This is a genomic window from Gemmiger sp. An50 (assembly GCF_002161595.1).
GTDB lineage: Bacteria > Bacillota > Clostridia > Oscillospirales > Ruminococcaceae > Allofournierella.
Genome location: NZ_NFID01000011.1, coordinates 70,842 through 96,915, shown reverse-complemented (window position 1 = coordinate 96,915; position 26,074 = coordinate 70,842). Strand labels below are relative to the sequence as shown.

Here is a 26,074-nt window from a genome sequence, read left to right as displayed (position 1 = left end):
CAAAAAACGCCGGACCCCGTTTGTGCAATGGGGTCCGGCGCTTTTTGTTGTTTAAAAATTTATTTGTCCGCCTTGCTGCGGTCGATGATCTCCTGCTGCATGGCGCGGGAGACCGCCATCACCGCCCGGAAGAAATCCCCGGTGTAGCCCTGCATGGCCTCGGGAGCACGGGCGGCGGCCCGGTCGATCACTGCCTGTTCCCGGTCCGGCTGCAGCACCTGCATGCCCCGCTCCAGCTTATAGCGGGCCACCTGCTCCACAATCTCCATCCGCTGCAAAAACAGCGCGGTGAGCTGGCTGTCCACCTCATCGATGCGGCCGCGCAGCTCGTTCAGATCCAGCTGTTCCATGGCGGTTACTCCTTTGCGTTTGCCAGAGCGGTGAGAAAGGCCTCCACCGCCTCCGGCTTGGTGGCCCAGCTGGTCACCAGACGGATCTCGGTGTGGTCCGCGTCCGGCTTGGAGGTGACCTCCCAGTGGAAGTCGTTCTTCAGCTGGTCCAGCACCCGGTTGGGCAGGATGGGGAACTGCTGGTTGGAGGGGCTGTCCGACCCGAAGGGATAACCCAGGGCGGCAATGCCCTCCTTCAGCTTCATGGCAAGGCCGTTGGCGTGCTGGCCCACCTCAAAATACAGCCCGTCGCAGAACAGCTCCTCAAACTGGATGCCCAGCAGCCAGCCCTTGGCCAGCATGCCGCCGTGCTGCTTGATGATGTAGCGGAAGTCCGGCTTGAGGGCCGGGTTCAGGATGCACACCGCCTCGCCGAACAGCGCGCCGTTCTTGGTGCCGCCGATGTAGAAGGCGTCGCACAGACGGCCCAGATCGGTGAGGGAAGCGCCGCCCGCGGCCAGCGCGCTGGAAAGACGGGCGCCGTCCAGATAGAGATACAGGTCCAGCTCGTCGCACACGGCCCGCAGCGCTTCCAGCTCAGCGGTGGTGTACACGCCGCCGGTCTCGGTGGTGTTGCTCACATAAACCAGCTTGGGCTTGACCATGTGCTCATCCGGATGCGCGGCCACTGCGGCGCGCACTGCGTCCGGAGTCAGCTTGCCGCCCGGTGCGGCGGGAATGGCGATGCACTTGTGGCCGGTGGCCTCGATGGCGCCGGTCTCGTGCACGCAGATGTGGCCGGTGGTTGCGGCGATGGCCGCCTCATGGGGCCGCAGGAAGGCGCACAGGCAGGTGGCGTTGGTCTGGGTGCCGCCCACCAGAATGTGCACGTCCGCGTCCGGGCGGCCGATGGCGGCGCGGATCAGCTCATGGGCGTGCTTGGAGTGGGGGTCGGTGGAATAGCCGAAGTTGCCTTCCAGGTTGGTGCGGACCATGGCGTCCAGAATACGGGGGTGAGCGCCCTCGCTGTAATCATTGGTAAAACGATACATCTTTGCAAACCTCACTTTTATGGCAGTATTGCACTGCCGCTGGAATTCAATAAACTATCTTTTATGATACCATTTTTTCACAGAATGTCCACCGCCTGTCGTTTGTTTTTGGGGCGGCTTTATGGTATACTCTATTTTGTATAAGTATGTTACGGCAGCGCCGTGCGCTGCACAAAGGAGAAACACAATGAAAGCAGTAGTCAAGGTGGGTACCTCCACGCTGGCCCATTCCACCGGCCGGCTGAACATCCGCCACATCGAGGAGATGTGCAAGGTGCTCAGCGATCTGAAAAACGCCGGGCACGAGATCATCCTGGTGTCCAGCGGAGCCATCGGCATGGGCGTGGGCAAGCTGAGCCTGCCCGGCCGTCCGGCGGATATGCCCACCAAGCAGGCCGCGGCCTCGGTGGGCCAGTGCGAGCTGATGTATACCTACGACAAGCTGTTCACCGAATACAACCACACCGTGGGCCAGATCCTCATCACCGGCGAGGATGTGGAGCACCCCGAGCGCAGCGTGAACCTGAAAAACACCCTGAGCCGTCTGCTGGAGCTGGGCGCGCTGCCCATCGTGAACGAGAACGACACCGTGTCCACCACCGAGATCGCCCTGGGCGACAACGACACCCTGGCGGCCATCCTGGCCCGCAGCGTGAAGGCGGACCTGCTGGTGCTGCTCAGCGACATCGACGGCCTGTTCACCGCCGACCCCCACAAGGACCCGAATGCCAAGCTGCTGAGCGTGGTGGAGGAGATCACCCCCGAGATCGACGCACTGGGCGGCGGCAAGGGCTCCAGCCTGGGCACCGGCGGCATGGCCACCAAGCTGCGGGCGGCCCACATCGCCACCGAAGCCGGGGTGGAAATGGTCATCGCCAACGGTGCGGCCCCGGCGGTGCTGTATGACATCTTTGAGGGCGCCCCGGTGGGCACCCGGTTCCTTGCCCGGAAGGAGGCATAAACAATGACCACGCTGGAGATCGTCCGCGCCGCGCGCGGGGCGAAAAACGCGTTGATGCTGGCTTCGGCCGAGCAGAAGAATCAGGCCCTGCTGGCCATGGCCGCCGCGCTGGAGGACCAGTGCGCCGCCATTTTAAAGGCCAACGAGACCGACCTGGAAAACGCCCGGGGCACCGTGCCGGACGTGATGCTGGACCGGCTGCGCCTGAGCGAAGAGCGGGTGGCAGGCATGGCCCGGGGCATCCGGGAGGCGGCCGCCCTGCCGGACCCGGTGGGCCGGACCCTCAGCGAGGAGAAGCGCCCCAATGGTCTGGTGCTGCAAAAGATCACCGTGCCCATGGGCGTGATCGCTATTATCTATGAAAGCCGGCCCAACGTGACCAGCGACGCGGCGGCCCTTGCCATCAAGAGCGGCAGCGCCTGCGTGCTGCGGGGCGGCAAAGAAGCCTTCCGGTCCAACAACGCCATTGTGGAGGCGCTGCGGGCGGGCCTGCGGTCCGTTGGTCTGCCCGCCGAGCTGGTGAGCCTGGTGCAGGACACCAGCCGCGCCAGCGCCACCGAGCTGATGAAGGCCTCGGGCCTTGTGGACCTGCTGATTCCCCGGGGCGGCGCGGGCCTGATCCGGGCCTGTGTGGAAAACGCCACCGTGCCCTGCATCCAGACCGGCACCGGCATCTGCCACATCTATGTGGACAAGGCCGCCAACCTGGACATGGCCCTGGACATCGTGGAGAACGCCAAGACCAGCCGCCCCTCGGTGTGCAACGCCGCCGAGGTCTGCCTGGTGCATAAGGACATTGCCCCCGCGTTTCTGCCCCGGCTGCGCCAGCGGCTGGTGGACGAGCGGCAGGCAAAGGGCCTGGAGCCGGTGGAGCTTCGGCTGGACAAAACCGCCGCACAGCTCATTGCCGGTACCCCGGCGGGCGAAGCGGACTTCGACACCGAGTTTTTGGCCTACACCCTGGCGGTGGCAGTGGTGGAGGATATGCAGGCGGCCATCCGCCACATCGAGGCCCATTCCACCGGCCACAGCGAGTCCATCGTGACCGGCGACGAATCCGCCGCCGCAGCCTTCACCGCAGGGGTGGACAGCGCGGCCGTGTATGTGAACGCATCCACCCGCTTCACCGACGGCGGCGAGTTCGGCCTGGGCTGCGAGATGGGAATCTCCACCCAGAAGCTGCACGCCCGCGGCCCCATGGGCCTGGCCGAGCTGGTGAGCTACAAGTACATCATCCGGGGAAACGGGCAGATCCGCTGACCGCCCGCACCCAAAGGAAGGAGAGCGATTATGGCAAATTCCATTACCAAAGAAGAACACGAGCGCAACAAACGCCGCCGGTTCCGGCAGCTGCTGGGAGCGGTGCTCTGCCTGCTGATTCTGATCGGCGCGTTCAACGTGCTGGCTGCGGCGGTGAGCGGCGTTGCCGCCCTGTTCGACGATACCGACAAAAAGCTGGAATACGAAGCCCGGCTGCAGACCCTTGTGATGTTCGATCCGCTGCCCTTCGCCAGCCTGGACCAGATGGACGATTCCACCGCCCGTCTGGTGAAGGAAAGTGCGATCTGGTCGGCGCTGTACAACGCCCAGCAGAGCAGCACCGGGCTGGACAACTACGAGCGTGACCCGGACACCGACGCCCTCATCATGCCCGCAGTGGACGTGGATGCGGCAGTCGCCGCCCTCTACGGCCCGGACTTCAAGATCGAGCACGGCAGCTTTGACGGCGTGGATATGAGCTACATCTACCTGGAGGAGCAGCAGGGCTACCTGATTCCGGTCACCAGCCAGATGGGCCTGTACACTCCCAAGGTGGAGCAGCTGAAAAAGCAGGACGGCAAGCTGCGGGTCACCGTGGGCTATGTGCCCACCCCCGCGCTGAGCGGCGACTACAGCATGTCCACCCCCAGCGAGCCCACCAAGTATATGGATTATATCTTTGAGAAGAACGGCCGCACCTGGTACCTCACCGCGCTGGAGACCAGCGAGATGAAGCCCGCGGCCAGCAGCACGGCCACTTCCCAGCCTGCGGAAGACGCAGTGGTGCCGGAGTTCGACCCCACCAGCGCCATTGCCGATACGGCGGACAGCGCCCTGCTGGAGAGCGCCTCCACCCAGGATGCGGATTCCGCCGCGGACTCCGCCGCCACCGATGAAAACGGCTAGACCACCGAAGAGGGCTGAGCCCCGCTGAAACAACAGAAAACCCCGCATGGAGCTTCCATGCGGGGTTTTTGTATGCGGTTATAACGATCACAGGGGCGGGATGTCGCCCACGCCGGAGAGCACCAGCCGGGGCCGGAAGGGGAACTTTTCGATGTCCTCCCGGCTGGTCACGCCGGAAAGCACCAGCGCGGTGTCCATGCCGGACTCGATGCCCGCGATCATGTCGGTGTCCATCCGGTCGCCGATGATGGCCGTGTCGCCCGAGTGCACGCCCAGCAGCCGCAGGCCGGTGCGCATCATCAGGGGGTTGGGCTTGCCCACAAAATAGGGTGTCTTGCCGGTGGCGGCCTGGATGGGGGCCATCAGGCTGCCGCAGGAGGGGATCACACCCTTCTCGGCGGGGTCCACCAGATCGCTGTTGGTGCCCACCAGCTTGGCGCCCCGGTTCACGAAGTTGATGGCCCTCACGATGTGCTCGTAGCCAAAGTTTTCGGTCTCGCCCACGATCACGAATTCCGGGTCCACGGTGTTGATGGTGATGCCCGCGTCATAGAGGGCGTTCATCAGGCCGTGGTCGCCGATCACATAGGCGGTGCCGTTTGGCGACTGGCTCTGGATGAAGCTGGCGGTGGCCAGGGCGCTGGTGTAAAAATGGCTCTGGTCCACATCCAGGCCCATCCGGGCCAGCTTCTGCTGGTGTTCCTTGGGCGAAAGTCCGCTGGAATTGGTCAGAAACAAAAAGTTCTTGTCTTCCCGGTAGAGCCAGTCCACGAACTCCTTTACGCCGGGCAGAAGCCGGTTGCCGTGGTAGATCACACCGTCCATATCACAGATGAAGCCTTTTTTGCTGCGCAGCTGTTCCAAATCACATGCCTCCTATATGCTTGCCCGGCCGGTGTGGGGGCGGAGGAAGGCCGGCGGGCGAAATAACATGATTCGTATCTATTGTACTCTGGAATGCCCCCGAGCGCCAGTGCAAAATCATAAATTGTTTCAATTTATGCGGGAAATGTACACGGACAGACCCGGGCGGCACAAAAACGCCCCGGCAAAAGCCGGGGCGCAAACGCGAACGATCAGCGCAGCTCGATGGTGTAATCGAAGCCGTACTCGGCCTTCAGAGCGTCCACCTTGTCCTGGCAGTCCTCAATGAAGGTGGGAGTGTAAACGCTCTTTCCCTCCTTCTTGTAGTCCTCCAGAATCTGGTTCAGCTTGCCCCAGGCTTCGTCCTGGCGGGCCTGATCCATATCCTCGGGGAAGGAGATCAAAAATTCACGATGCTTGGGAATACGAGCTTTCATAATTATGGTTCCTCCTGAAATCATGTTGTTATACGCCGAACAGACGCTTGGCGTTTTCGGTGGTTGCGGTGAAGATCACGTCCGGCGCAACGCCCCGGACTTCGGCCAGAAATTCGCCGGTGTGAGCGATCAGCCCGGAATCACAGCGCTTGCCCCGGCAGGGCTCCGGCGCCATGTAGGGGCAGTCGGTCTCCAGCAAAATGCGCTCTAAGGGCAGCGCGGCCGCGGCCTTCACCGCCCGCTTGGCTCCCTTGAAGGTGAGCGCGCCGCCGAAGCCGATGTACATGCCCTGCTGGGCCAGCATCACCGCATCCTCGGCGCTGCCGGAAAAGCAGTGGACCACGCCCTTAGGTCTATACTGCTTCAAAAGAGCGTATACGTCCGCGTGGGCCTGCCGGTCATGCACGATGATGGGCTTGTCCAGCTCCAGCGCCAGCTTCAGATGCGCCTCGAACAGGGCCAGCTGGGCTTCCTTGGGAATGGGCCAGTGGTAGTCCAGCCCGCACTCGCCCACGGCTACCGCCTTGGGATGGTCGAAGAGGGGCCGGATAGCCGCAAGCTCCGCCGCCCAGTCGCCGCCGAAGCGGGTGTTGGTGGAGGCGTCCTCCTCGATGATGCTTTCCGGGTGGATGCCCAGCGCCGCATACAGGTACGGGTACTGCTCGGCCAGAGCCAGGCAGGCGCGGCTGGAATCGTAGTCGGTGCCGCAGTCCACCACGCCCACCACCCCCCGGCCGGGCAGCTCGCCCAGCAGGGTGTGGCGGTCGTCGTCAAACTGATGGCTGGTGTAGTGTGCGTGGGTGTCAAAAATGGAGTACATGCGTTTCTCCTCAGTGGATGGCGCTGCCGGGCTTCACGTCGTCCGGGAAGAAGACCACGGATGCGCCGCCATCCGGCATGTCGGCCGCCATGACCATGCCCTCGCTCACATACTTACCCTTCATCATGGGCCGGGGAGCCAGGTTCACCACAACGCCCACGTTGCGGCCGATCATATCCTCGGGCTTGTACCACTTGGCAATGCCGGAGAGGATGGTCCGCTCCCGCTCGCCGTCGAACAGGGTCATCTTCAGCAGCTTCTTGCTCTCCTTCAGGTTCTCACAGGTGAGCACCTTGGCCACACGCAGCTCCACCTTGCAGAAGTCGTCAAAGGTGATCTCGGGCAGATGCTCGATGGGCTCGGCAGCCTCGTCCACAGCGGGAGCGGCGGCAGCGGCAGCCTTGGCGGCTTCCTCTTCCGCGGCCTTGCGCTTGGCCTCCTGCTCGGCAGCCAGCTCAGCCAGCTCCTTGGCAGCGTCGATGCGGGGGAACAGAGCCTCGCCCTTGTGCACGGTGTACTCGGTGCGGGCGCCGAAGGTGAGGGAATCGAAGGTCAGTTCGCTCTCGGCAAGGCCCAGCTGCTCGGCCATCTTGCCGGTGGTGTTGGGCAGGAAGGGAGTCAGCAGGATGGCGCTCATGCGCAGGGACTCACACAGGTTGTACAGCACCATGGCCAGACGGTCCTTGTTGGCCTCGTCCTTGGCCAGAGCCCAGGGAGCGGTCTCGTCGATGTACTTGTTGGCGCGCTGGATGGCCTTGAAGATCTCCTGAGTGGCCTGGGGAATCAGCAGGTCGTCCATGCAGGCGGTGACCTTGGCGGGCATGGCGTTCACGGTGTCCATCAGGTCCTGGTCAAAGTCGCCGGCCTGGCGCTGGGCGGGCAGGGTGCCGCCAAAGTATTTTTCGATCATGGCCACGGTGCGGCTGAGCAGGTTGCCCAGGTCGTTGGCCAGGTCGGAGTTGATGCGGCTGATCAGCGCCTCGTTGGAGAAGATGCCGTCGTTGCCGAAGGGGATCTCACGCAGCAGGAAGTAGCGGATGGCGTCCACGCCGTAGCGCTCGCACAGAACAACAGGGTCCACCACGTTGCCCTTGGATTTGCTCATCTTGCCGCCGTCCAGCAGCAGCCAGCCGTGGCCGAACACGCGGCCGGGCAGGGGCAGGTCCAGCGCCATCAGCATGGCGGGCCACAGAATGGTGTGGAAGCGCAGGATCTCCTTGCCCACCATGTGGATGGTGGCGGGCCAGAACTTGTCGTAGTCGGAGTACTTCTCGTTGCCGTAGCCCAGAGCGCTGATGTAGTTGCTCAGCGCGTCCACCCACACGTACATGGTGTGCTTGGTGTCAAAGGGAACGGGGATGCCCCAGGGCACGGTGGTGCGGGAAACGCAGGTGTCCTGCAGGCCCTGGTTGATGAAGGAGATCATCTCGTTCTTGCGGCTCTCGGGCTGGATGAACTGGGGGTTCTCCTCATACAGCTTCAGCAGGCGGTCGGCGTACTTGCTGGTCTTGAAGAAGTAAGCCTCCTCCTCCGCGTCGTATACCTCGCGGCCGCAGTCGGGGCACTTGCCGTCCACCAGCTGGCTGTCGGTCCAGAAGCTCTCGCAGGGCTTGCAGTAGTGGCCCTTGTAGACGCTCTTGTAGATGTCGCCCTGGTCATACAGCTTCTGGAAGATCTTCTGGCAGCTCTCGATGTGGTAGTCGTCGGTGGTGCGGATGAACCGGTCGTAGCTGATGTCCAGCAGCTTCCACAGGTCCTTCACGCCGCCTTTGCCCTCCACGATCTCGTCCACGTACTGCTTGGGGGTCACGCCCTTGGCAGCGGCCTTGTCCTGGATCTTCTGGCCGTGCTCGTCGGTGCCGGTGAGGAACATGACGTCCTTGCCCTGCATCCGCTTGAAGCGGGCCAGCGCATCGCAGGCCACGGTGGTGTAGCTGTGGCCGATGTGCAGCTTGTCGCTGGGGTAGTAGATGGGGGTGGTAATGTAGTAGGTGTTGTTCTGGCTCATTTTCTTCTATCCTTTCATAACGGGGCCGCGAATGGAACGGTCCCGGAATTTACGGGCAATTCCGCCTGGGGGCGGTCTTGTCTTTCGGCAAACCCGCATCCTTCACGCCGAACGGCGGGGGCGGTGTTGCCTTTATTCTTTTTCCCACTGGGAAAAATCAATGGCTTTGCCGTGGTCGTAGGTTTCCAGGTCCTCCGGCTGGATGGGGCGGACCACCCGGCAGGGGGTGCCGTAGGCCACCACATTGGCAGGGATGTCCTGGTTCACCAGGCTGCCCGCACCGATCACCGAGTTTTCCCCGATGGTCACGCCCGGCAGAATGGTGCTGCCCGCGCCGATCCACACGTTGTTGCCGATGTGTACCGGCTTGTTGTACTGGGCGGCCTGGCGGCGCAGCCCCGGGTGGATGGGATGGGTGGCGGTGCAGATGGTCACGTTGGGGCCGATCATCACATGGTCGCCCAGGTAGATGTGGGTATCGTCCACCAGCGTCAGGTTGAAGTTGGCGTACACATACTTGCCCAGATGGGTGAAGCAGCCCCAGTTGGCGTTGAAGGGGGGCTCAAAGTAGCAGTGCTCACCCGCCTCGGCAAAGATGCGGGAGAATACGGCCTGCTGTTGCTCGGTGTCCCGGGGGTCCATCTGGTTGTACTGGTGGATCAGGGCCCGGCATTCCATCTGCGCCCGGAACAGCTCCGGGTCGTTGTTGTTGTAAAGCTGGCCGTTGTGCATGCAGGGGTTCAGTTGTGCCATAAAAGGGGCTCCTTTCCCAAAAGGGGATGGGCGGCGTTAAAAGCCGATAGGGGTCTTGCCGCAGGCCAGCAGGGTCTCCTCAGCCAGCACCTCGGTGCTGTCGATGAAAAAGCCGTCCAGCCCTTCGTCCCGCTTGATGAGCGAAAGCTCGGTGCAGCCCAGCACCGCGTTTTCGCAGCCCGCGGCACGCAGTTCGTCGGCAATTTCCATGAAAAGCTTCATGTCGGCCCGCTGGCCCTTTTTGATCTGGTCGTAGATGATGTTCATCAGCTGGGTCTGGCGGGGCAGGGAAGGAATGGCAAAATCAATGCCCTCCGCCCGGCACATCCGCTGGTAGGTGCAGCTGCCCACGGTGCCGCTGGTGGCCAGGATGCCCAGCCGGGTGCAGCCCTGTGCCTTGGCGTGCTGCACGGTCAAACGCACCATGTTCAGAATGGGCACCGGCAGGCTGCGGGCCAGCCGGTCGTAGAAATAATGGGCGGTGTTGCAGGGAATGGCCAGAATGGTGGCCCCATACTTCACCAGCATCTCCGCGTCCCGCTCCATCTGGGCGAAGGGATCGTCCTCGCTCTCGCCCAGGATATAGGCGGTGCGGTCCGGAGTAGAGGCCCGGCTGGAGATCACGATGTCCAGATGATCCTGGTCGCACTGGGCGGGGGTGTGCTCGGTGAGCATCTGGTAAAAATACACCGTGCTCATGGGGCCGAGCCCACCTAAAATACCCAAAACGGGATGTTCCTTCTGCATGGCCTGGTTCCACGCCCCTTTGCTCAGATTGGCGCACGGAAAAACCGGCGCCTGCAATTTTCTTATTATAGCACCTTTGCGTCCTTAATACAATTACAAGCCGCAGGGTGCAGCGGGGGAAACGCTTGGCAAAACAAGACAAAAAAACCGCGAGATGCCGGACACGGCACCCCGCGGAAAGTCATTCAGTACATTGGTCTGCCCTCGATTTAGATGGATTTAAAACGCTTCATCAATACGACTTTCTCGTCATACATATCGATTCACGTTCCTTTGCCATATACCGGCAGGCTTTGTCGCTTCACATTGCCTGCATCCCTGGTGGTGGTCTACGGGCAAACATTCAGCACATTGGCGTTATCCTCATTTCGTACGATTTGATGAACTCAGATTTCAAAGCGCCTTGAAATGGTACGCGAAACATTGCTTAGTACATTGGACTCAAAGCCTCTTCTGGTTTGATTCGGATGAAAAGAAACATATCAAAAAAGGATTTCTACCGTTTACTGCTCTGGTTTGCTGGTGATCAAAGCCGTTTACTTGGATGGATTCGGTCGAATGCGTCTTGTGGTTCCGTTACTGTTGTTCGGCTTCCATGGCTTAAAAGAGGTTGCAGACAAGACCTAAACTCAACTTTTATTTCCTTGGTGCGAAGTGATTCAGAACACTCGCATCGCTCTTGCTCCATACCAGGCTGAATACCAATTTCCTCACATCAAACGATGCTTTAACCGTTTTTGGTACGATCCATCGGGATCAAATCCACTTTCGGTTTTTTTATAAAAAACTGCTTGTTGGGCAGGGATGGGATCTACTCGCTATTTGAATCTTGTTCCGAAAATCCAAAACCTTTTTGGTGGTCGCCTTTTGGTTTTTTGCTGTGACTGAAGGTTCTTTTTGAATCATTCACGTTCGATCTGCGGTTTTTTCCGATCCATCGATCTGAGAAATACCGGACCAATTGTTCCTCTGATCCATTTTAGAATCCTGCGTTCCAGCTTGGCCTTTGGCATTCAAGAAATCATCTTGCTGTGAAAAAGTGATTTCGGGATTCAGCGGCAGGTCCCATCCTGCCAGATCTGGCCGGGTTCTTCAATTACCATGATGGTCCTGCTCTCCTTTCTTTCCTCGTTGCGGCTCTTCCTGCTATCCTTAGCAGGTTGCCTAGAGTTTCTCGACCTTGGTTTGTGTTCCTTGGTGTGTCTATAATATACCATACAAAAACCCCGGTGTATATTGACAAAGTGGATATACTTATGATGTATTATTTGTATAATTGTTGCATTGAAAGAATCCGAGGTTTGGTGCTATAATAAAAATGTTGGAGTGTATGGCGGCGCTGGAGCAATCGGGCGCCGCTTTTGTTTTGCCCGGCACAGCGGAGGAGGGCGGCAGCCATATAATGTATTATAAATAAAGGGGAGAGGCGGTCCAAAAGCCCGGAAAAAGAAAATCAAAAAACTTCAAAAAAGTTTTGAAAATGTGTTGACAAACCGTGAAACGGGCGGTATAATGATGAAGCTGTCAGATGTGGCCCGTTGGTCAAGCGGTCAAGACGGCGGCCTCTCACGCCGCAAACGGGAGTTCGATTCTCCCACGGGTCACCACATATGCACTTCTAGCTCAGTTGGTAGAGCAGCTGACTCTTAATCAGCGGGCCCAGGGTTCGAGTCCCTGGAAGTGCACCATTTGTTCCTCCTTAGCTCAGTCGGTAGAGCATGCGGCTGTTAACCGCAGGGTCGTTGGTTCGAGCCCAACAGGGGGAGCCAAAAAAAGCGCATCGGGTAACCGGTGCGCTTTTTCTTTTGCAAAGCGCCCAACGACCCTGTGCGTTAATAGCCGCAAGAGCTGGCGGGGTGCAGCAAAGCAAAACCGAACGCACAAACAAACGGCGCGGGGCGGCTGTTAACTGCGCCGGAGCCGAGCGCGCCCGGTGGGCGATGCAGCGAGGCGGAGGCGGGCCCGGAAACAGAGAGATGTGCCACGGGCCTGTGGCCCGTGGTGCAGCGCGACAATTTCCGGGCTCGGAATGGTCGTTGGTTCGAGCCGGGCAGAGGGAGCCAGAAAAAAGCGCATCGGGTAACCGGTGCGCTTTTTCTTTTGCAAAGCGGCAACGAGCCTGTGCGTTAATAGCCGCAAGAGCTGGCGGGGTGCGGCAAAGCAAAACCGAACGCACAAACAAACGGCGCGGGGCGGCTGTTCCCTTTGCCGGAGCCGGGCAACCAAAAATAAATCAATCGAACAAAAGGCGTACCAGTCAATGAACGACCGGTACGCCTTTTGTTTTTTCGTTTCGTTATGTCTCCCGTTCCTGGGCTTCGGAAGAAATGTAAAGCCGGAAGCCGTTTTTGCTGGCGCGCTTGCTCTGGTACATGGCCTCGTCGGCTGCCTGGTGCAGCGCGGCGTACTCCGGCCGCACCGGCGGTGAAAGCGCTACCCCGATGCTGGCCTTGACCGGGCCGTTCAGCTGGGGCAGGGGAATCCGTTCCAGATGGGTCAGGATCATCTGCGCCCGCCGTGCCATCAGGTCCGGGTCCAGCGGACTTTCCAGAAACACCACGAACTCGTCGCCGCCCACCCGGGCCACAATATCGCCCGCCCGGAACAGATGCTTGAGCACGTCGCTCACCGCCACCAGCACCTGGTCGCCCACCGAGTGGCCCAGCGTGTCGTTGATCTGCTTGAAATCGTCCAGATCGATCATGAACAGCACCCCGCCGCCGTTCTGCTTCAGCTTCCGGGCGATCAGCTCCTCGGCGCTGCGGTTGTAGACGCCGGTGAGCAGATCCATGTTGGCCCGGCGCAGCAGGTCCTGCTCCCGGTCGAACCGCTCGGTGATGTCGGTGAGCTTGCCCACGATCTGCCCGCCGGTCCTGCCGGAACCCTTCAGCGCCTTGCAGCGGCATAAATACACCCAGATTTGCCCATCCTGACCCAGAAAGGTCACCTCTGCCTTGACCACCGGGCCGCCGGGCCGGGCTGCCCGCAGCAGACGGCGCAGCTTGTCCGCCGCCTCCGGCAGGGTCCGGCCGCCCGCGTCGCTGCGCAGGGGCAGCAGGTCCGGCAGGCCCAGCACCGCAGGGGCCGCGGGCGTGAATTCCAAACGGGCGGAGTCACAGTCGTATTCAAACAGAAGGGTATCGCTGAATTCGTTCAAAACATGGTTCACATTCATGCAGTTCGTCTCCCGATGAAAAGAAAGAGCTTTTTTCCTATTATACGGCATGGAATTCCCCAAAGCAAGAGAAAATATGAATTATTTAGTGTAAGCTAAATGCGTTACACATCATTTATCGGAAAAGCCGCGCAGAATAAAATAATGGGTAAAGGTGATGTGTTATGCGAAAGACCCGAGAATGCAACAATCTGAAGACCCTGGGAGCAGACATCAAGGCCGCACGGCTCGCCCTGCGGCTGACCCGGCGCGCCCTGGCCGATCAGCTGGGCATCGATCCCCGTTACCTGGCCAACATCGAAAACAGCGGCAGCCTGCCCAGCCTGCCCATCTTTTATGAGCTGGTGCGCATCTGCAAGCTGCCGGCGGACCGGTATTTCTTCGAGCAGGAGGAGGGGCAGCCCAGCGAGCAGCGCCGCAGGGTCAGCCAGAAGCTCACTCTGTGCAGCGAGGAGTTCCTGCCGGTGGTGGAGGGCGCGCTGGACGGCGCGCTCAAGGTGCAGGAAGGCCGGTCCGAGCAGGAGGATTGACCGCTGCGGAAAAACGCTCCCCCGGCAGAAAGGCGGAATTGTCTTTGTGGGAAAGACGATTCCGCCCTTTTTTTCGCAAAATTCCTCGGCCGGGGCCCTTTGCGTCTTGACGAAGCGGCCCCGCCGCTTTAATATTAGATATGTTATGGGCAAAAACCCCCGGTCCGCGGGGGAAAAACAAGCGGCGGCGCAGCCAGCGTCGCGGTAAGGAGTATGAAGATGAAAAACAGCGAAAAGAATTTCGAGACCATTGTGGCCCTGTGCAAAAACCGGGGCTTCGTGTACCCGGGCAGCGAGATCTACGGCGGCCTGGCCAACAGCTGGGACTACGGCCCCCTGGGCGTTGAGTTCAAGAACAACGTGAAGAAGGCATGGCTGAAAAAGTTCGTGCAGGAGAACCGCCTGAACGTGGGCCTGGACGCCGCCATCATCATGAACCCCCAGACCTGGGTGACCACCGGCCACGTGGCTGGCTTCTCCGACCCCCTGCTGGACTGCAAGAGCTGCAAAGCCCGCCACCGGGCCGACAAGCTGATCGGCGACGTACACCCCGAGGTGAACGTGGACGCCATGAGCTTCGAGGAGATGGACGCCTTCATCACCGAGCATGAGGACGTGGTCTGCCCCGTCTGCGGCAAGCACGACTTCACCCCCATTCGTAAGTTCAACCTGATGTTCAAGACCGCCATCGGCGTCACCGAGGACTCCTCCAGCACCTGCTACCTGCGTCCCGAGACCGCCCAGGGCATCTTCGTGAACTTTGCCAACATCCAGCGCACCACCCGCCGCAAGCTGCCCTTCGGCGTTTGCCAGGTAGGCAAGGCCTTCCGCAACGAGATCACCCCCGGCAACTTCACCTTCCGTACCCGCGAGTTCGAGCAGATGGAGTGCGAGTTCTTCTGCAAGCCGGACACCGATCTGGAGTGGTTCGCCTACTGGAAGGACTTCTGCAAGAACTGGCTGCTGAGCCTGGGCATCAAGGAGGAGAACCTGCGCCTGCGTGACCACGAGCCCGCCGAGCTGGCCTTCTACTCCCGCGCCACCACCGACATCGAGTACGCCTTCCCGTTCACCGACTGGGGCGAGCTGTGGGGCATTGCCGACCGCACCAACTACGACCTGGGCCGCCATCAGGAGGCCAGCGGCAAGAGCCTGGAATACTTCGATCCTGACACCAACGAGCACTACATCCCCTACGTGATCGAGCCCTCTCTGGGCGCCGACCGTGTGGCCCTGGCCTTCCTGTGCGAGGCTTACGACGAGGAAGTGCTCACCGACGACAAGGGCAAGGAGGACAAGCGCGTGGTCCTGCGCCTGCATCCCGCCCTGGCTCCCTACAAGGCCGCCGTGCTGCCCCTCTCCAAGAAGCTGGGCGAGCAGGCCATGCCCATCTGGCAGGAGCTGAGCAAGTACTTCATGGTGGACTACGACGAGACCGGCTCCATCGGCAAGCGCTACCGCCGCCAGGACGAGATCGGCACCCCGCTGTGCATCACCGTGGACTTCGCCACCTTCGGCAGCGACACCGAGGAAGGCGACGGCTGCGTGACCATCCGTGACCGCGACACCATGGAGCAGGTACGCCTGCCCATCAGCGAGGTCAAGGACTACATCGAAAAGAAGATCCAGTTCTGAGTTGTTCAGACCGGGCGGGGCTTTTAAAGCCCCGCCTTTTTCGTTATAATAAAGGCAATCGTGAAATGCAGAGCCATAAAGGACTGCAAAAATTTCAGGAAAAGCGAGGAATGAAACCAATGAATCAGGAACTGCTGAACAAATATGCCGCCTTCACTGTGCAGGTGGGCGTGAACGTGCAGAAGGGCCAGACCCTTATCATCCGCTGCCCGGTGGAGGGCGCTTACTTCGGCCGCGCCTGCATGGAGGCCGCCTACAAGGCCGGCGCCCGGGACGTGGTCATCCGCTGGGAGGACGAAAAGGCCGCCCGCATCCGCATGGAGCTGGGCGAGGAGGAAGCCCTGAGCGAGACCAAGCCCTACGAGCTGCGCAGCTATCTGGACTACGCCGAGAGCGAGGGCGGCTGCTGCCTGCTGGCCATCCATGCTTCTGACCCGGAGATCTTCAAGGGTCTGGACACCGCCAAGATCAACCGGGTGAGCCTGGCCAAGCAGGAGGCCATGAAGTCCTGGCGGGAATACACCATGAAGGACCGGGTGCAGTGGTGCGTGGTGGCCATCCCCACTCCCGCATGGGCCGCTTCCGTGTTCCCGGGCCTTGCCGAGGACGAGGCCCAGGAGAAGCTGTGGGGCGCCATCTTCGACGTGTGCCGGGTCACCGGCGGCGACCCGGTGAGCGCCTGGAAGGAGCACGTGGCCAAGACCAGCGCCTGCCGCGACAAGCTCAATGAGCTGCAGCTGGAAAGCATCCACATGACCAGCTCCAACGGCACCGACCTGACCGTGGGCCTGGCCGAGGGCCACACCTGGGAGGGCGCTTGCAGCAAGGCCGAGAATGGCGCGGTCTTCATCGCCAACGTGCCCACCGAAGAGGTGTTCACCGCACCCCACCGGGAGCGGGTGAACGGCGTGGTCAAGGGCACCAAGCCCTATGTGTACAACGGCCAGCTGATCGAGGGTTTCTCGGTCACCTTCAAGGACGGCGTGGTGGTGGATTACTCCGCCGAGAAGAACGCCGAGCTGCTGGGCCAGCTGCTGGACAGCGACGAGGGCGCCCGCCGCATCGGCGAGATCGCTCTGGTGCCCGCCTCCAGCCCCATCAACCGCAGCGGCCTTTTGTTCTACAACACCCTGTTCGATGAGAACGCCGCCTGCCACATCGCCTTCGGTGCGGGCTATCCCACCACCGTGAAGGGCGGCGCGGCCATGACCACCGAGGAGCTGCTGGCCTGCGGCGTGAACGATTCCGCCATCCACGAGGACGTGATGGTGGGCGCGGAGGACATGACCATCACCGGCCTGACCAAGACCGGCGAGACCGTGACCATCTTTGAAAACGGCGAGTGGGCCATCGGCTGACGCTTTTCCACATCACCCAGCGGAGCCTGTGGAAAACCCACCGCCCGCGGAAAGAGATCATCATGAACGACCGATATCTGCGCCCCGCCGGAGCGGACCTGTTCCGGGTGCTGGCGGTGGGCATGGTGGGCGCGTTCCACTTCTGGCAGCAAAGCTGGGTGAGCGCGCCCGGCCTGGATTTTCTCATGCGCAGCGGCGGCGCCTGGGTGGACGGCATGATCCTGCTGTCCGCCTTCTGCCTCTACCTGCCCTATGCCCACGCCTGGGCGCAGGGCAAGGCGTTCCCAGGCTGCCGGGGCTTTTTGCAGCGGCGGGCGGTGCGCATCCTGCCCTCCTATTATTTTGCGGTGCTGGTCAGCGCTCTGGTCTGGATGGCCGCTCACCGGCCCGACCGGGATTTCTGGCTGGACCTGGGCAGTCATCTGCTGCTCATTCCCACCCTGGTGCCCCAGGGCTACGTGTACTGCCGCACCAACGGCGCGCTGTGGACCGTGGGGGTGCTGGTGCTGTTCTACCTGCTCTTTCCGCTGCTGGCCCGGGCCTTTTACGCCTGGCCGCTGCCGGTACTGGCAGGGCTGTGTGCGGCCCAGGAGCTGTACGCCCGCTGCCGGGTGCTGCCCTTGCAGGGGGTGGACTACAGCATGCGCTTCAACCAGCTGCCCGCCTTTTTCGGGGTGATCGGGCTGGGCTTTGCCGCCGCGCAGGCGGTGGCCCTGCTGGCTCCGAAGCAGACAAAGCGCCGGGAGGTTTTCTTCGCCCTGGCGGCGCTGGCGGGCCTTGGGGGCGCTTTGTGGGTGCTGCGCCGCATCGCCTATTGGCAGGACGGTCCCCACGGCCAGCTGGTCTGGCGGCTGCCGCTGACGCTCTGCTTCGCGGTCTGCCTGTTGGGACTGTGTTTGGGGCCGCAGCTGCCCGGCGCGAAGCTCTGGGCCTTTCTCGGCGGGCTGAGCTACAACTTTTACATCTGGCACCAGTGGCTGGCGGTGCGCGTCAAGTACGATCTGCGTATCCCGCCCTGGCAGGGCGACACCCCGCCCAACCAGCTGGGGGATACCGGCTGGATGCACACCTACCTGGCTTTGGTCTGGGCGGTGGGCCTGGGGGCCGCGGTGCTGGCTACCTACGGTCTGGAAAAGCCTGCCGCCCGCTGGCTGCGGGCCCGGCTGAAGGGCGCGCGCAGCCGTAAAACCGCCGGTGCGGCGGCCTTGTAAGCGGGTCCGGCTGGGAAACTTTTCCGGCGGGGCTTGCAAAGGGCGGCGGAATATGGTATAGTGGATACCGTAAGAATAACGTTTGAATGGAGAGTGGGCCGCAAGGCCCGCTCTTCTTGCTTGTTTGGGCAAAATATACGTTAGGAGGTTTGCAGATGGCAAAAGCAAAAGGCGGCCAGAACACGGTGCAGCAGGTGGAAGCCCTGGTGCGCCCGGTGATCGAGGGCATGGGTCTGATTCTGTGGGATGTGCGCTTTGAAAAGGAAGGGCCGGACTGGTACCTGCGGGTGCTGATCGATCCCGCCGGTGAGGGCCCGCTGGACATGAACACCTGCGAGGCGGCCAGCCGGGCCATCGACCCGGTGATCGACGCGGCCGACCCCATCGACCAGGCCTACTTCCTGGAGGTTGGTTCCCCCGGCCTGGGCCGCCGTCTCACCCGGCCCGAGCATTTTGCCCGTTACCAAGGCCAGAAGATCGCTGCCCGCCTCATCCGGCCGGACGAGAGCGGCAACCGGGAGATCGCGGGCCTGCTGCAGGGCATTGATGGCCAGACTGTGACCGTGGAGACCGAAAACGGCCCGGCCGCCTTCGAGCTGGCCGCCGCCAGCTTCGTGAAGCTCTGCGACGACGAGGACCTGTTCTAATCTTTTTATAGATGAAGCCAGACAAATTGGAGGAGATCGAAAAAAATGAACGCAGAATTTTTTGAAGCGCTGACCATGCTGGAAAAAGAGCGTGGCCTGACCGCTGAGTATCTGATCGAGAAGATCAAGGCTGCCATCGTGATCGCTGTGAAGAAGGATTACGAGGTGGAGGACGAGAACGTGCTGGTGGAGATCGACACCGTAAACGGCAAGTTCAATGTGTCCCTGGTGCGCGACATCGTGGAAGAGGTGGAGAACCCCCACACCCAGCTCACCCTGGAGGAGGCTCAGGCCATCCGCAAGACCTACAAGATGGGCCAGCGCGTGGTGACCCCCCTGAAGACCAAGGACTTCGGCCGCATCGCCGCTCAGACCGCCAAGCACGTGATCCGTCAGGGCATCCGTGAGGCCGAGCGCAACCAGCTGTTCAACGACATGCAGGGCAAGGCCCACGAGATCGTCACCGCCCGCGTCACCCGCGTGGACCCCGACCGCGGCCTGGTGGCTCTGGACATGGGCAAGGGCGAGGCCATTCTGCCCCGCTCCGAGCAGGTGCCCGGCGAGGAATTCTTCGAGGGCCAGCACGTGCAGGTCTATGTGAAGGACGTTGTGGTCACCGAGCGCGGTCCCCGCGTTATCATCAGCCGCACCAGTGAGCAGCTGGTCAAGCGCATGTTCGAGATGGAAGTTCCCGAGATCTTTGACGGCACCGTGGAGATCCGCGCCATCAGCCGTGAGGCCGGCGTGCGCACCAAGATGGCCGTCTGGAGCAAGGACGAGAACATCGACCCCGTGGGCGCCTGCATCGGCGCACACGGCGCCCGCGTGGGCAAGATCGTGGAGGAGCTGCACGGCGAGAAGATCGACGTGGTGCGCTGGAGCGAGGACGTGAGCGAGTTCATCAGCGCTGCTTTGAGCCCCGCCAAGGTGGTCAAGGTGGAGATCCTGGAAGGCGACAAGAAGGCCTGCCGCGTCACCGTGCCCGACCATCAGCTGAGCCTGGCCATCGGCAACAAGGGCCAGAATGCCCGTCTGTGCGCCCGCCTGACCGGCTACAATATCGATATCCGCCCCGAGAGCGGCTACTACGGCGAGGAAGAGGAGCAGCCCGCTGTTTCCAGCGAGGAGTAAGCCCTTCGCCCGAAAACCATCAACAGAAAGGAGCGTCCCACCGCGATGCAACAACGTAAGATCCCGCTGCGCCATTGCCTTGGCTGCAACGAGTCCAAACCGAAAAAGGAGCTGGTGCGCGTCGTGCGCAGCCCGGAAGGGGAGATCTCACTGGATCTTGTGGGCAAAAAGCCCGGCCGGGGCGCTTACCTTTGCCCCAGCGCCCAATGCCTGGCCAAGGCCCGCAAGGCCAAGCGCCTGGAACGCGCGCTGGATACTCAAATTCCGCCCGAGGTATACGAAAGCATCGAGCGCGAAATAGAAGGAGCCGAGCGTGGAGAATAAACAAAAACTGTTGTCGGCTGTTTCCCTGTGCCGCAAGGCCGGCAAGCTGGTCATGGGCTTCGACGCCGTGCGCGAGAGCGTGATGAGCGGCAAGGCCTGGCTGGTGCTGCTGGCCGCCGACGTGAGCGACGGCACCGCGAAGCGGATGGCCCGCACCTGCGAGGACATCACCGAGTGCCGCCGGATGCCCCTGACCCAGCTGGAGCTGTGCGGCATAAGCTACAAGAAAGTGGGCGTGTACAGCGTGCTGGACGAAAACCTGGCCAATCTGTGCAGCCAATACCTGGCGGATGAAAAGGAGGAAAACGAATGACCATTAAATATAAAGTGAGCGATGTGGCGAAGGACCTGAACGTGCCCGCCAAGCAGATCGTGGACCTGCTGGCCCAGAAGGGCGGCGAGGTCAAGAAGACCGGCGCCAACCTGACCGAGGAGGAAGTGAACCTGGTGTTCGAGCATTTCACCCAGGCCAACTCCGAGTCCAGCCTGGACGCCTACCTGGACAGCGCGCCGAAGCCCCAGCCCAAGGCTGGCGAGGTGCTGAAGAAGGCCGACGGCACCGTGGTCGAGATGAACAACAAGAAGAAGACCGAGAAGAAGAAGGCTGAGGCGAAGCCCGAGCCGGTGAAGCGCGAGGTCGTGACCAAGGTTGTGGACACCCGCACCGTGGACGTGAACCTGGACCGCTTCAACGAGAAGTTCGACGAGCTGGCTTCCACCAAGAACGTGGAGAACCGCCGCAAGCCCCAGCCCGCCGGCAACAAGCAGAAGTTCACCAACAACCGGAACAAGAAGGGCCAGAACTTCCCCAAGCGCCGCGAGACCGAGGCCGAGCGCCTGCAGCGCATCCAGCTGGAGAAGGCCCGCAAGGCCCAGCTGAAGGTGCAGATCCCCGAGGAGATCACCGTGGGCGAGCTGGCTACCCGCCTGAAGCAGACCGCCGCCAACGTGATCAAGAAGCTGATGGGCCTGGGCGTTATGGCCAGCGTGAGCGAGGTCATCGACTTCGATACCGCCAGCCTGATCGCCGACGAGTTTGGCGCCAAGGTGGAAAAAGAGGTGCATGTGAGCATCGAGGAGCGCCTGTTCGAGCAGGACGAAGATCCCGCCGAGAGCCTGCAGGAGCGTCCCCCCGTTGTTGTGGTTATGGGTCACGTTGACCACGGCAAGACCAGCATCCTGGACGCCATCCGCAAGAGCCATGTGACCGCGGGCGAGGCCGGCGGCATCACCCAGCACATCGGCGCCTATCAGGTCACCGCCGACGGCAAGGTCATCACCTTCCTGGACACCCCCGGCCACGAGGCCTTCACCAGCATGCGTGCCCGCGGCGCCAACCTGACCGACATTGCGGTTCTGGTGGTTGCCGCCGACGACGGCATCATGCCCCAGACCGTTGAGTCCATCAACCATGCCAAGGCCGCCGGTGTTTCCATCATCGTGGCCATCAACAAGATGGATAAGCCCACCGCCAACCCCGACCGCGTGATGGAGCAGCTCACCCAGTACGAGCTGGTTCCCGAGCAGTGGGGCGGCGACGTGATCTGCGTACCCGTGTCCGCTCTGACCGGCGCCGGTATCTCCGACCTGCTGGAGAACATCAACCTGGTGGCCGAGGTCAAGGAGCTGAAGGCCAACCCCGACCGCCGCGCCAAGGGCGCCGTCATCGAGGCCCGTCTGGACAAGGGCCAGGGCCCCGTTGCCACCATCCTGGTGCAGAAGGGCACCCTGCATAAGGGCGACTGCGTGATCGCCGGCACCGCCGTGGGCCGTGTGCGTACCATGAAGAACGACAAGGGCCAGTTCATCGAGGAAGCCGGTCCCTCCACTCCCGTGGAGATCACCGGTCTGACCGAGGTTCCCAGCGCGGGCGACCTGTTCGACGCCGTGGCCGACGAGAAGCTGGCCCGCGAGCTGGCCGACAAGCGCGCCGCCGAGGAGAAGGAGCGCCAGTTCAGCAGCTACCAGAAGGTCACCCTGGATAACCTGTTCAGCCAGATCGCCGAGGGCGAGCGCAAGCAGCTGGACATCATCGTCAAGGCCGACGTACAGGGCAGCGCCGAGGCCGTGAAGCAGAGCCTGGAGAAGATCTCCAACGACGAGGTCCGGGTCAAGGTCATCCACGCGGGCGTTGGCGCCATCAACAAGTCCGACGTCATGCTGGCCAACGCCGGCGGCGCCATCATCATCGGCTTCAACGTGCGCCCCGACCCCGTGGCCAAGGAAGAGGCCGCTCAGTGCGAAGTGGAGATGCGCATGTACCGCGTGATCTACGACGCCATCAACGACGTGACCGACGCCATGAAGGGCATGCTGGCTCCCAAGATCCGTGAAGTGGAGCAGGGCCGCCTGGAGGTTCGTCAGGTCTACAAGATCAGCAGCGTTGGCCTGGTGGCCGGCAGCTACGTGCAGGAGGGTAAGATCACCCGTTCCAGCAAGATCCGCGTGGTGCGTGACGGCATCGTCATCACCGAGGACGAGATCGCCAGCCTGCGCCGCTTCAAGGACGACGTGAAGGAAGTGGCCCAGGGCTACGAGTGCGGCGTTACTCTGGAGAAGTTTGCCGACATCAAGGAAGGCGACATCTTCGAGGCCTACATCCTGGAAGAGTACCGGGACTGATCGAACGCCCCAATAACCAACCGGCCGCCGCCCGAAGTCAAAGAGCTTCGGGCGGCAGCCGCCCATAAGAACAAGGAGAAAGAGCTATGGCAAACCCGAAAAATCAGGGCCGCCTGGCCCAGGATATGAAGCGGGAAGTGATCGGGATCATCAGCCAGATGAAGGACCCCCGGCTGGAGGGCGGTTTGCTCACCGTCACCCGGCTGGACGTGACCCCCGATCTGGACGTGGCGAAGGTCTACGTGAGCGTGATGGGCAAGCCCGAGGGCACTGCCGAGGTGGTCAAGGCCCTGAACAAGGCCAGCGGCCACGTGCGCACCGAGCTTTCCCGCCGCATGCACATCCGTAAGGCGCCCCGCCTTGTGTTCGCCCAGGATGACGGCGCCGCCTATGCCGCTCACATCAACGAGCTGCTGGCGGGGCTGAACAAGAACCGGGAGGAGTAATCCCGCCCGGATATCGCAAGAAGAGGAGAACGTCATGAGTGAGATCTTAGACCTGCTGGCCGTCATCGGCCGCCTGCTTCGGGCGGAGAACGTGCTGATCCTGTGCCACAAAAACCCGGACGGCGACACCATCGGCAGCGCCGCTGCCCTGATGCACGCCCTCAAGCGGTTGGGCAAGGAAGCGGCGGTGCTGTGTGCAGATCCCATCCCCAGCCGCTATTCCTATATGGAGATCGAGCTGTTCCAGGGGCAGTTTGAGCCGGGCTATGTGGTGGCCGTGGACGTGGCCAGCATCCAGCTGTTCGGCGACGCGCTGCAGGAGTATCTGGACCGCATCGATCTGTGCATCGACCACCACGGTTCCAACAGCGGCTATGCGGACGCTTTGCTGCTGGACGCCGAGGCGGCCGCCACCTGTGAGATCATGTACGACATCATCTGCGCCATGAACGTGGAGATCACCCCCCGCATCGCCCGGTGCCTGTACACCGGCCTGTCCACCGACACCGGCTGCTTTTTGTTTTCCAACACCACCGCCAAGAGCCACCTGCTGGCTGCCAAACTGATGGAAGCCGGCGTGGACGTGGCGGAGCTGAACATGATTCTGTTTGAAAGCAAATCCAAGGCCCGCATGGCCATCGAGCGCACCGCGCTGGAGAACCTGGAATATCACTTCGAGGATCGCTGCGCGTTGATGTCGCTCACCCGCGAGCAGATTGCTGCCAGCGGCGTGGCCGCCAACGAGCTGGAGGACCTGACCAGCCTGCCCCGCAAGATCGAGGGCGTGCAGGTGGGCATCACCCTGCGGCAGCTGCCCCAGGGCAGCTACAAGATCAGCGTGCGCACCACCGCCGAGGTGGACGCCTGCGCCATTGCCAAGCGGCTGGGCGGCGGCGGCCATTCCCGTGCCGCGGGCTGCGAGCTGGAGGGCAATCTGGACAACGCCAAGGCCGCCATTCTGGCCGAGGTGGAGCGGGAGCTGAAACGGGCGGATGCGGCCGCCCAGGAACAGGAGTAACCCCATGAATGGCATTTTAATCGTGGACAAGCCCACCGGCTGGACCAGCTTCGACGTGATCGCAAAGCTGCGGGGCATTTTAGGCACCCGCAAGCTGGGCCATTCCGGCACGCTGGACCCCATGGCCACCGGCGTGCTGCCGGTGTTTGCCGGGGGCGCGTCCAAAGCGGTGGACATGCAGCCGGACCACACCAAGGCCTATCGGGCCCTGGTCCGCTTCGGCCTTGCCACCGACACCGGCGACGTGACCGGCACCGTGCTGCGCAGTGAGCAGACGGCCATCACCGAAGAACAGCTGAAGGCGGTTCTGCCCCGCTTTACCGGGGACATCATGCAGACCCCGCCCATGTACTCGGCGGTGAAGGTGAACGGCTCGCCGCTCTACAAGCTGGCCCGTCAGGGCGTGACCGTGGAGCGCAAGGCACGCCCGGTGACCATCCACCGGCTGGAGGTGACCGGCCAGGAGGGCGAACAGGACTTCGTGCTGGAGGTGGATTGCAGCAAGGGCACCTATGTGCGCACCCTGGTGGAGGACCTGGGCGAGGCGCTGGGCGTGCCCGCCACTCTGGCGGGGCTGCGGCGTACCCAGGCCGGTGTGTTCGGCCTGGAGCACAGCCACACCCTGGACCAGATCCAGGCGGCGAAGGACGAGAACCGGCTGGAGGATCTGCTGCTCCCGGTGGAAACCGTCTTTGCCCATCTGCCCAGCCTCACCGTCTCGCCCGGCAACACCGCCCGCCTGCTGAACGGCGCGCCCTGTTACCGGATCAAGGCGGAAAACGGCGTCTACCGTTTGCAGGGGCCCGAGGGCTTTCTGGGCCTGGGCCGGGTGGAGGATTCCATCTTAAAAACTGAAAAATTATTTGTGGAAAGGACGTGAACCGCCCTGAAGGTTTATACAACATTACAGGCGTTGGAAGCGGACCTGACCGTCAGCCGGGGGTGCAGCGTCGCCCTCGGCTTTTTTGACGGCGTTCACCTGGGTCATCAGGCGGTGATTCAGGCTGCCGCTGACGACGCGGCAGAAAACGGCCGTTCTGCGGCGGTGTTCACCTTCCAGCTGCCGCTGAACAGCACCATGAAGGGCGGCCGCCTGCAAAGCGAGCGGGAAAAGCACCGGGTCATGGAGAGCCTGGGCGTGGAGCACTACATGGAGCCTCCCTTTGAGGACGTGTGCGGCCTGAGCCCGGAGGAATTTGTGGACCAGATTCTGCACCGGGGCTTCAAGGCCCGGGCGGTGTTCTGCGGCGACAACTTCACCTTCGGCAAAAAGGCCGCAGGCAATGTGGACATGCTGCGCGAGCTGTGCGCGCCGCTGGGCATCCGAGTTCAGGTGGTGCCCATGACCCAGTACCAGGGCGCGCTGGTCAGCTCCACCCGTATTCGGGCGGCGCTGGCGGAGGGCGACATCCCGGCGGTGAACGCCATGCTGGGGCGGCCCTACCGCATCGACTTTGCGGTGCGCCACGGCAAGGGCCTGGGCCGCACCCTGGGCTTCCCCACCATCAACCAGATCTACCCGGAGGGCTTTGCTCAGCCGAAATACGGCATCTACATCACCCGGGTGAAGGTGAACGGGGAATGGTATGTGGGAGCCACTGGCTTCGGCACCCGGCCCACCGTGAACACCACCGGCGAGGGGGCCACCTGCGAGACCTTTATCCCGGATTTTTCCGGCCAGCTGTACGGCGAGGAGCCGGAGCTGGAATTCTATGAGTACATCGCCCCCAGCCGCAAGTTCGACACCCTGGAAGAGCTCACCGCCTGCGTGAACGGCGCGGCGGCAAAGGCGAAGGCCTACTTCGCCGAGCATCCCATGGACGAGTAAAAAGGGGAGAGC

The 26,074-nt window shown here is 62.1% G+C and carries 25 protein-coding genes and 3 tRNA genes; 19 read left to right on the top strand and 9 right to left on the bottom strand.

The window, feature by feature from the left end; translation table 11 throughout:
- Positions 1-59: 59 nt before the first annotated feature.
- Entirely contained in the window at positions 60-350 is a 291-nt protein-coding gene (locus B5G03_RS10940; protein ID WP_087181734.1) for a chorismate mutase, read from the bottom strand.
- Positions 351-355: 5 nt separating this feature from the next.
- Positions 356-1,381 (bottom strand): threonine aldolase family protein, encoded by a 1,026-nt coding sequence (locus tag B5G03_RS10935; protein ID WP_087181733.1) that lies wholly within the window; start codon positions 1,379-1,381, stop codon positions 356-358.
- A 187-nt stretch (positions 1,382-1,568) separates the two neighbouring features.
- Here B5G03_RS10935 and proB point away from each other — a divergent pair, with 187 nt between their 5' ends.
- The 3 genes from proB to B5G03_RS10920 are packed head-to-tail and all read left to right on the top strand — an operon-like array spanning position 1,569 to position 4,508.
- Positions 1,569-2,342, top strand: coding sequence for a glutamate 5-kinase (proB, locus tag B5G03_RS10930; RefSeq protein ID WP_087181732.1), 774 nt, complete (start codon positions 1,569-1,571; stop codon positions 2,340-2,342).
- A gap of 3 nt (positions 2,343-2,345) precedes the next feature.
- On the top strand, positions 2,346-3,602 hold the full coding sequence (locus B5G03_RS10925; RefSeq protein WP_087181731.1) for a glutamate-5-semialdehyde dehydrogenase: 1,257 nt from the start codon (positions 2,346-2,348) through the stop codon (positions 3,600-3,602).
- A gap of 30 nt (positions 3,603-3,632) precedes the next feature.
- Positions 3,633-4,508: a hypothetical protein gene (locus B5G03_RS10920; protein ID WP_087181730.1), complete on the top strand. Its 876-nt coding sequence runs from the start codon at positions 3,633-3,635 to the stop codon at positions 4,506-4,508.
- An 87-nt stretch (positions 4,509-4,595) separates the two neighbouring features.
- Here the strand turns inward: B5G03_RS10920 and B5G03_RS10915 are convergent, their stop codons facing one another.
- From B5G03_RS10915 to cuyB, 6 genes are all read right to left on the bottom strand, one after another.
- A complete protein-coding gene (locus B5G03_RS10915) occupies positions 4,596-5,372 on the bottom strand; it encodes an HAD-IIA family hydrolase (RefSeq protein WP_087181729.1) in 777 nt (258 codons plus the stop codon).
- A gap of 212 nt (positions 5,373-5,584) precedes the next feature.
- Entirely contained in the window at positions 5,585-5,809 is a 225-nt protein-coding gene (locus B5G03_RS10910) for a hypothetical protein (protein WP_058963870.1), read from the bottom strand.
- A gap of 28 nt (positions 5,810-5,837) precedes the next feature.
- Positions 5,838-6,629: a TatD family hydrolase gene (locus B5G03_RS10905; protein WP_087181728.1), complete on the bottom strand. Its 792-nt coding sequence runs from the start codon at positions 6,627-6,629 to the stop codon at positions 5,838-5,840.
- Between the two features lie 10 nt (positions 6,630-6,639).
- The gene (gene metG / locus B5G03_RS10900) at positions 6,640-8,637 is read right to left on the bottom strand and encodes a methionine--tRNA ligase (RefSeq protein WP_087181727.1); all 1,998 of its coding nucleotides are present in this window, start codon (positions 8,635-8,637) and stop codon (positions 6,640-6,642) included.
- Between the two features lie 132 nt (positions 8,638-8,769).
- Complete coding sequence (locus B5G03_RS10895; protein ID WP_242962416.1) at positions 8,770-9,390, bottom strand: sugar O-acetyltransferase; 621 nt, start codon at positions 9,388-9,390, stop codon at positions 8,770-8,772.
- Between the two features lie 36 nt (positions 9,391-9,426).
- The gene (cuyB, locus tag B5G03_RS10890; RefSeq protein ID WP_087181726.1) at positions 9,427-10,137 is read right to left on the bottom strand and encodes a cysteate racemase; all 711 of its coding nucleotides are present in this window, start codon (positions 10,135-10,137) and stop codon (positions 9,427-9,429) included.
- A gap of 1,532 nt (positions 10,138-11,669) precedes the next feature.
- Between cuyB and B5G03_RS10885 the strand changes: the two genes are divergently transcribed.
- The 3 genes from B5G03_RS10885 to B5G03_RS10875 all read left to right on the top strand — a co-directional run bounded on the left by B5G03_RS10885 (position 11,670) and on the right by B5G03_RS10875 (position 11,906).
- Positions 11,670-11,744, top strand: a tRNA-Glu gene (locus tag B5G03_RS10885).
- A 5-nt stretch (positions 11,745-11,749) separates the two neighbouring features.
- Positions 11,750-11,825: transfer RNA gene (locus B5G03_RS10880), tRNA-Lys, on the top strand.
- Positions 11,826-11,830: 5 nt separating this feature from the next.
- A tRNA-Asn gene (locus B5G03_RS10875) sits at positions 11,831-11,906 on the top strand.
- A gap of 527 nt (positions 11,907-12,433) precedes the next feature.
- Here B5G03_RS10875 and B5G03_RS10870 read toward each other — a convergent pair.
- Positions 12,434-13,312, bottom strand: a complete 879-nt coding sequence (locus tag B5G03_RS10870) for a GGDEF domain-containing protein (protein ID WP_162613390.1) — start codon at positions 13,310-13,312, stop codon at positions 12,434-12,436.
- Positions 13,313-13,476: 164 nt separating this feature from the next.
- On the opposite strand from B5G03_RS10870, the gene B5G03_RS10865 reads away from it, so the two are divergent.
- The 13 genes from B5G03_RS10865 (at position 13,477) to ribF (ending at position 26,062) form a co-directional block, all read left to right on the top strand.
- Entirely contained in the window at positions 13,477-13,842 is a 366-nt protein-coding gene (locus B5G03_RS10865) for a helix-turn-helix transcriptional regulator (protein ID WP_087181724.1), read from the top strand.
- A 219-nt stretch (positions 13,843-14,061) separates the two neighbouring features.
- The gene (locus B5G03_RS10860) at positions 14,062-15,477 is read left to right on the top strand and encodes a glycine--tRNA ligase (protein ID WP_087181723.1); all 1,416 of its coding nucleotides are present in this window, start codon (positions 14,062-14,064) and stop codon (positions 15,475-15,477) included.
- A gap of 119 nt (positions 15,478-15,596) precedes the next feature.
- On the top strand, positions 15,597-16,835 hold the full coding sequence (locus B5G03_RS10855) for an aminopeptidase (protein ID WP_087181722.1): 1,239 nt from the start codon (positions 15,597-15,599) through the stop codon (positions 16,833-16,835).
- A gap of 62 nt (positions 16,836-16,897) precedes the next feature.
- Positions 16,898-18,046: an acyltransferase family protein gene (locus B5G03_RS10850; RefSeq protein WP_087181721.1), complete on the top strand. Its 1,149-nt coding sequence runs from the start codon at positions 16,898-16,900 to the stop codon at positions 18,044-18,046.
- A 155-nt stretch (positions 18,047-18,201) separates the two neighbouring features.
- Positions 18,202-18,693 carry a ribosome maturation factor RimP gene (locus B5G03_RS10845; RefSeq protein WP_087181720.1) on the top strand — a complete coding sequence of 164 codons (492 nt, stop codon included), beginning with the start codon at positions 18,202-18,204 and terminating at the stop codon, positions 18,691-18,693.
- A 45-nt stretch (positions 18,694-18,738) separates the two neighbouring features.
- Positions 18,739-19,824 carry a transcription termination factor NusA gene (gene nusA / locus B5G03_RS10840; protein WP_087181719.1) on the top strand — a complete coding sequence of 362 codons (1,086 nt, stop codon included), beginning with the start codon at positions 18,739-18,741 and terminating at the stop codon, positions 19,822-19,824.
- A gap of 45 nt (positions 19,825-19,869) precedes the next feature.
- The gene (gene rnpM, locus B5G03_RS10835; protein ID WP_058963858.1) at positions 19,870-20,148 is read left to right on the top strand and encodes an RNase P modulator RnpM; all 279 of its coding nucleotides are present in this window, start codon (positions 19,870-19,872) and stop codon (positions 20,146-20,148) included.
- Positions 20,138-20,461, top strand: coding sequence for a L7Ae/L30e/S12e/Gadd45 family ribosomal protein (locus B5G03_RS10830; protein WP_087181718.1), 324 nt, complete (start codon positions 20,138-20,140; stop codon positions 20,459-20,461). Before rnpM ends, B5G03_RS10830 begins: the two co-directional genes overlap by 11 nt.
- Complete coding sequence (gene infB, locus B5G03_RS10825) at positions 20,458-22,770, top strand: translation initiation factor IF-2 (RefSeq protein WP_087181717.1); 2,313 nt, start codon at positions 20,458-20,460, stop codon at positions 22,768-22,770. The genes B5G03_RS10830 and infB overlap by 4 nt, the downstream gene beginning before the upstream one ends.
- 86 nt (positions 22,771-22,856) lie before the next feature.
- Entirely contained in the window at positions 22,857-23,216 is a 360-nt protein-coding gene (rbfA, locus tag B5G03_RS10820; protein ID WP_087181716.1) for a 30S ribosome-binding factor RbfA, read from the top strand.
- A 34-nt stretch (positions 23,217-23,250) separates the two neighbouring features.
- The gene (locus tag B5G03_RS10815; RefSeq protein ID WP_087181715.1) at positions 23,251-24,234 is read left to right on the top strand and encodes a DHH family phosphoesterase; all 984 of its coding nucleotides are present in this window, start codon (positions 23,251-23,253) and stop codon (positions 24,232-24,234) included.
- Between the two features lie 4 nt (positions 24,235-24,238).
- The gene (truB, locus tag B5G03_RS10810; protein ID WP_087181714.1) at positions 24,239-25,114 is read left to right on the top strand and encodes a tRNA pseudouridine(55) synthase TruB; all 876 of its coding nucleotides are present in this window, start codon (positions 24,239-24,241) and stop codon (positions 25,112-25,114) included.
- Between the two features lie 33 nt (positions 25,115-25,147).
- On the top strand, positions 25,148-26,062 hold the full coding sequence (ribF, locus tag B5G03_RS10805; RefSeq protein WP_242962412.1) for a riboflavin biosynthesis protein RibF: 915 nt from the start codon (positions 25,148-25,150) through the stop codon (positions 26,060-26,062).
- The last annotated feature ends 12 nt before the right edge of the window (positions 26,063-26,074 follow it).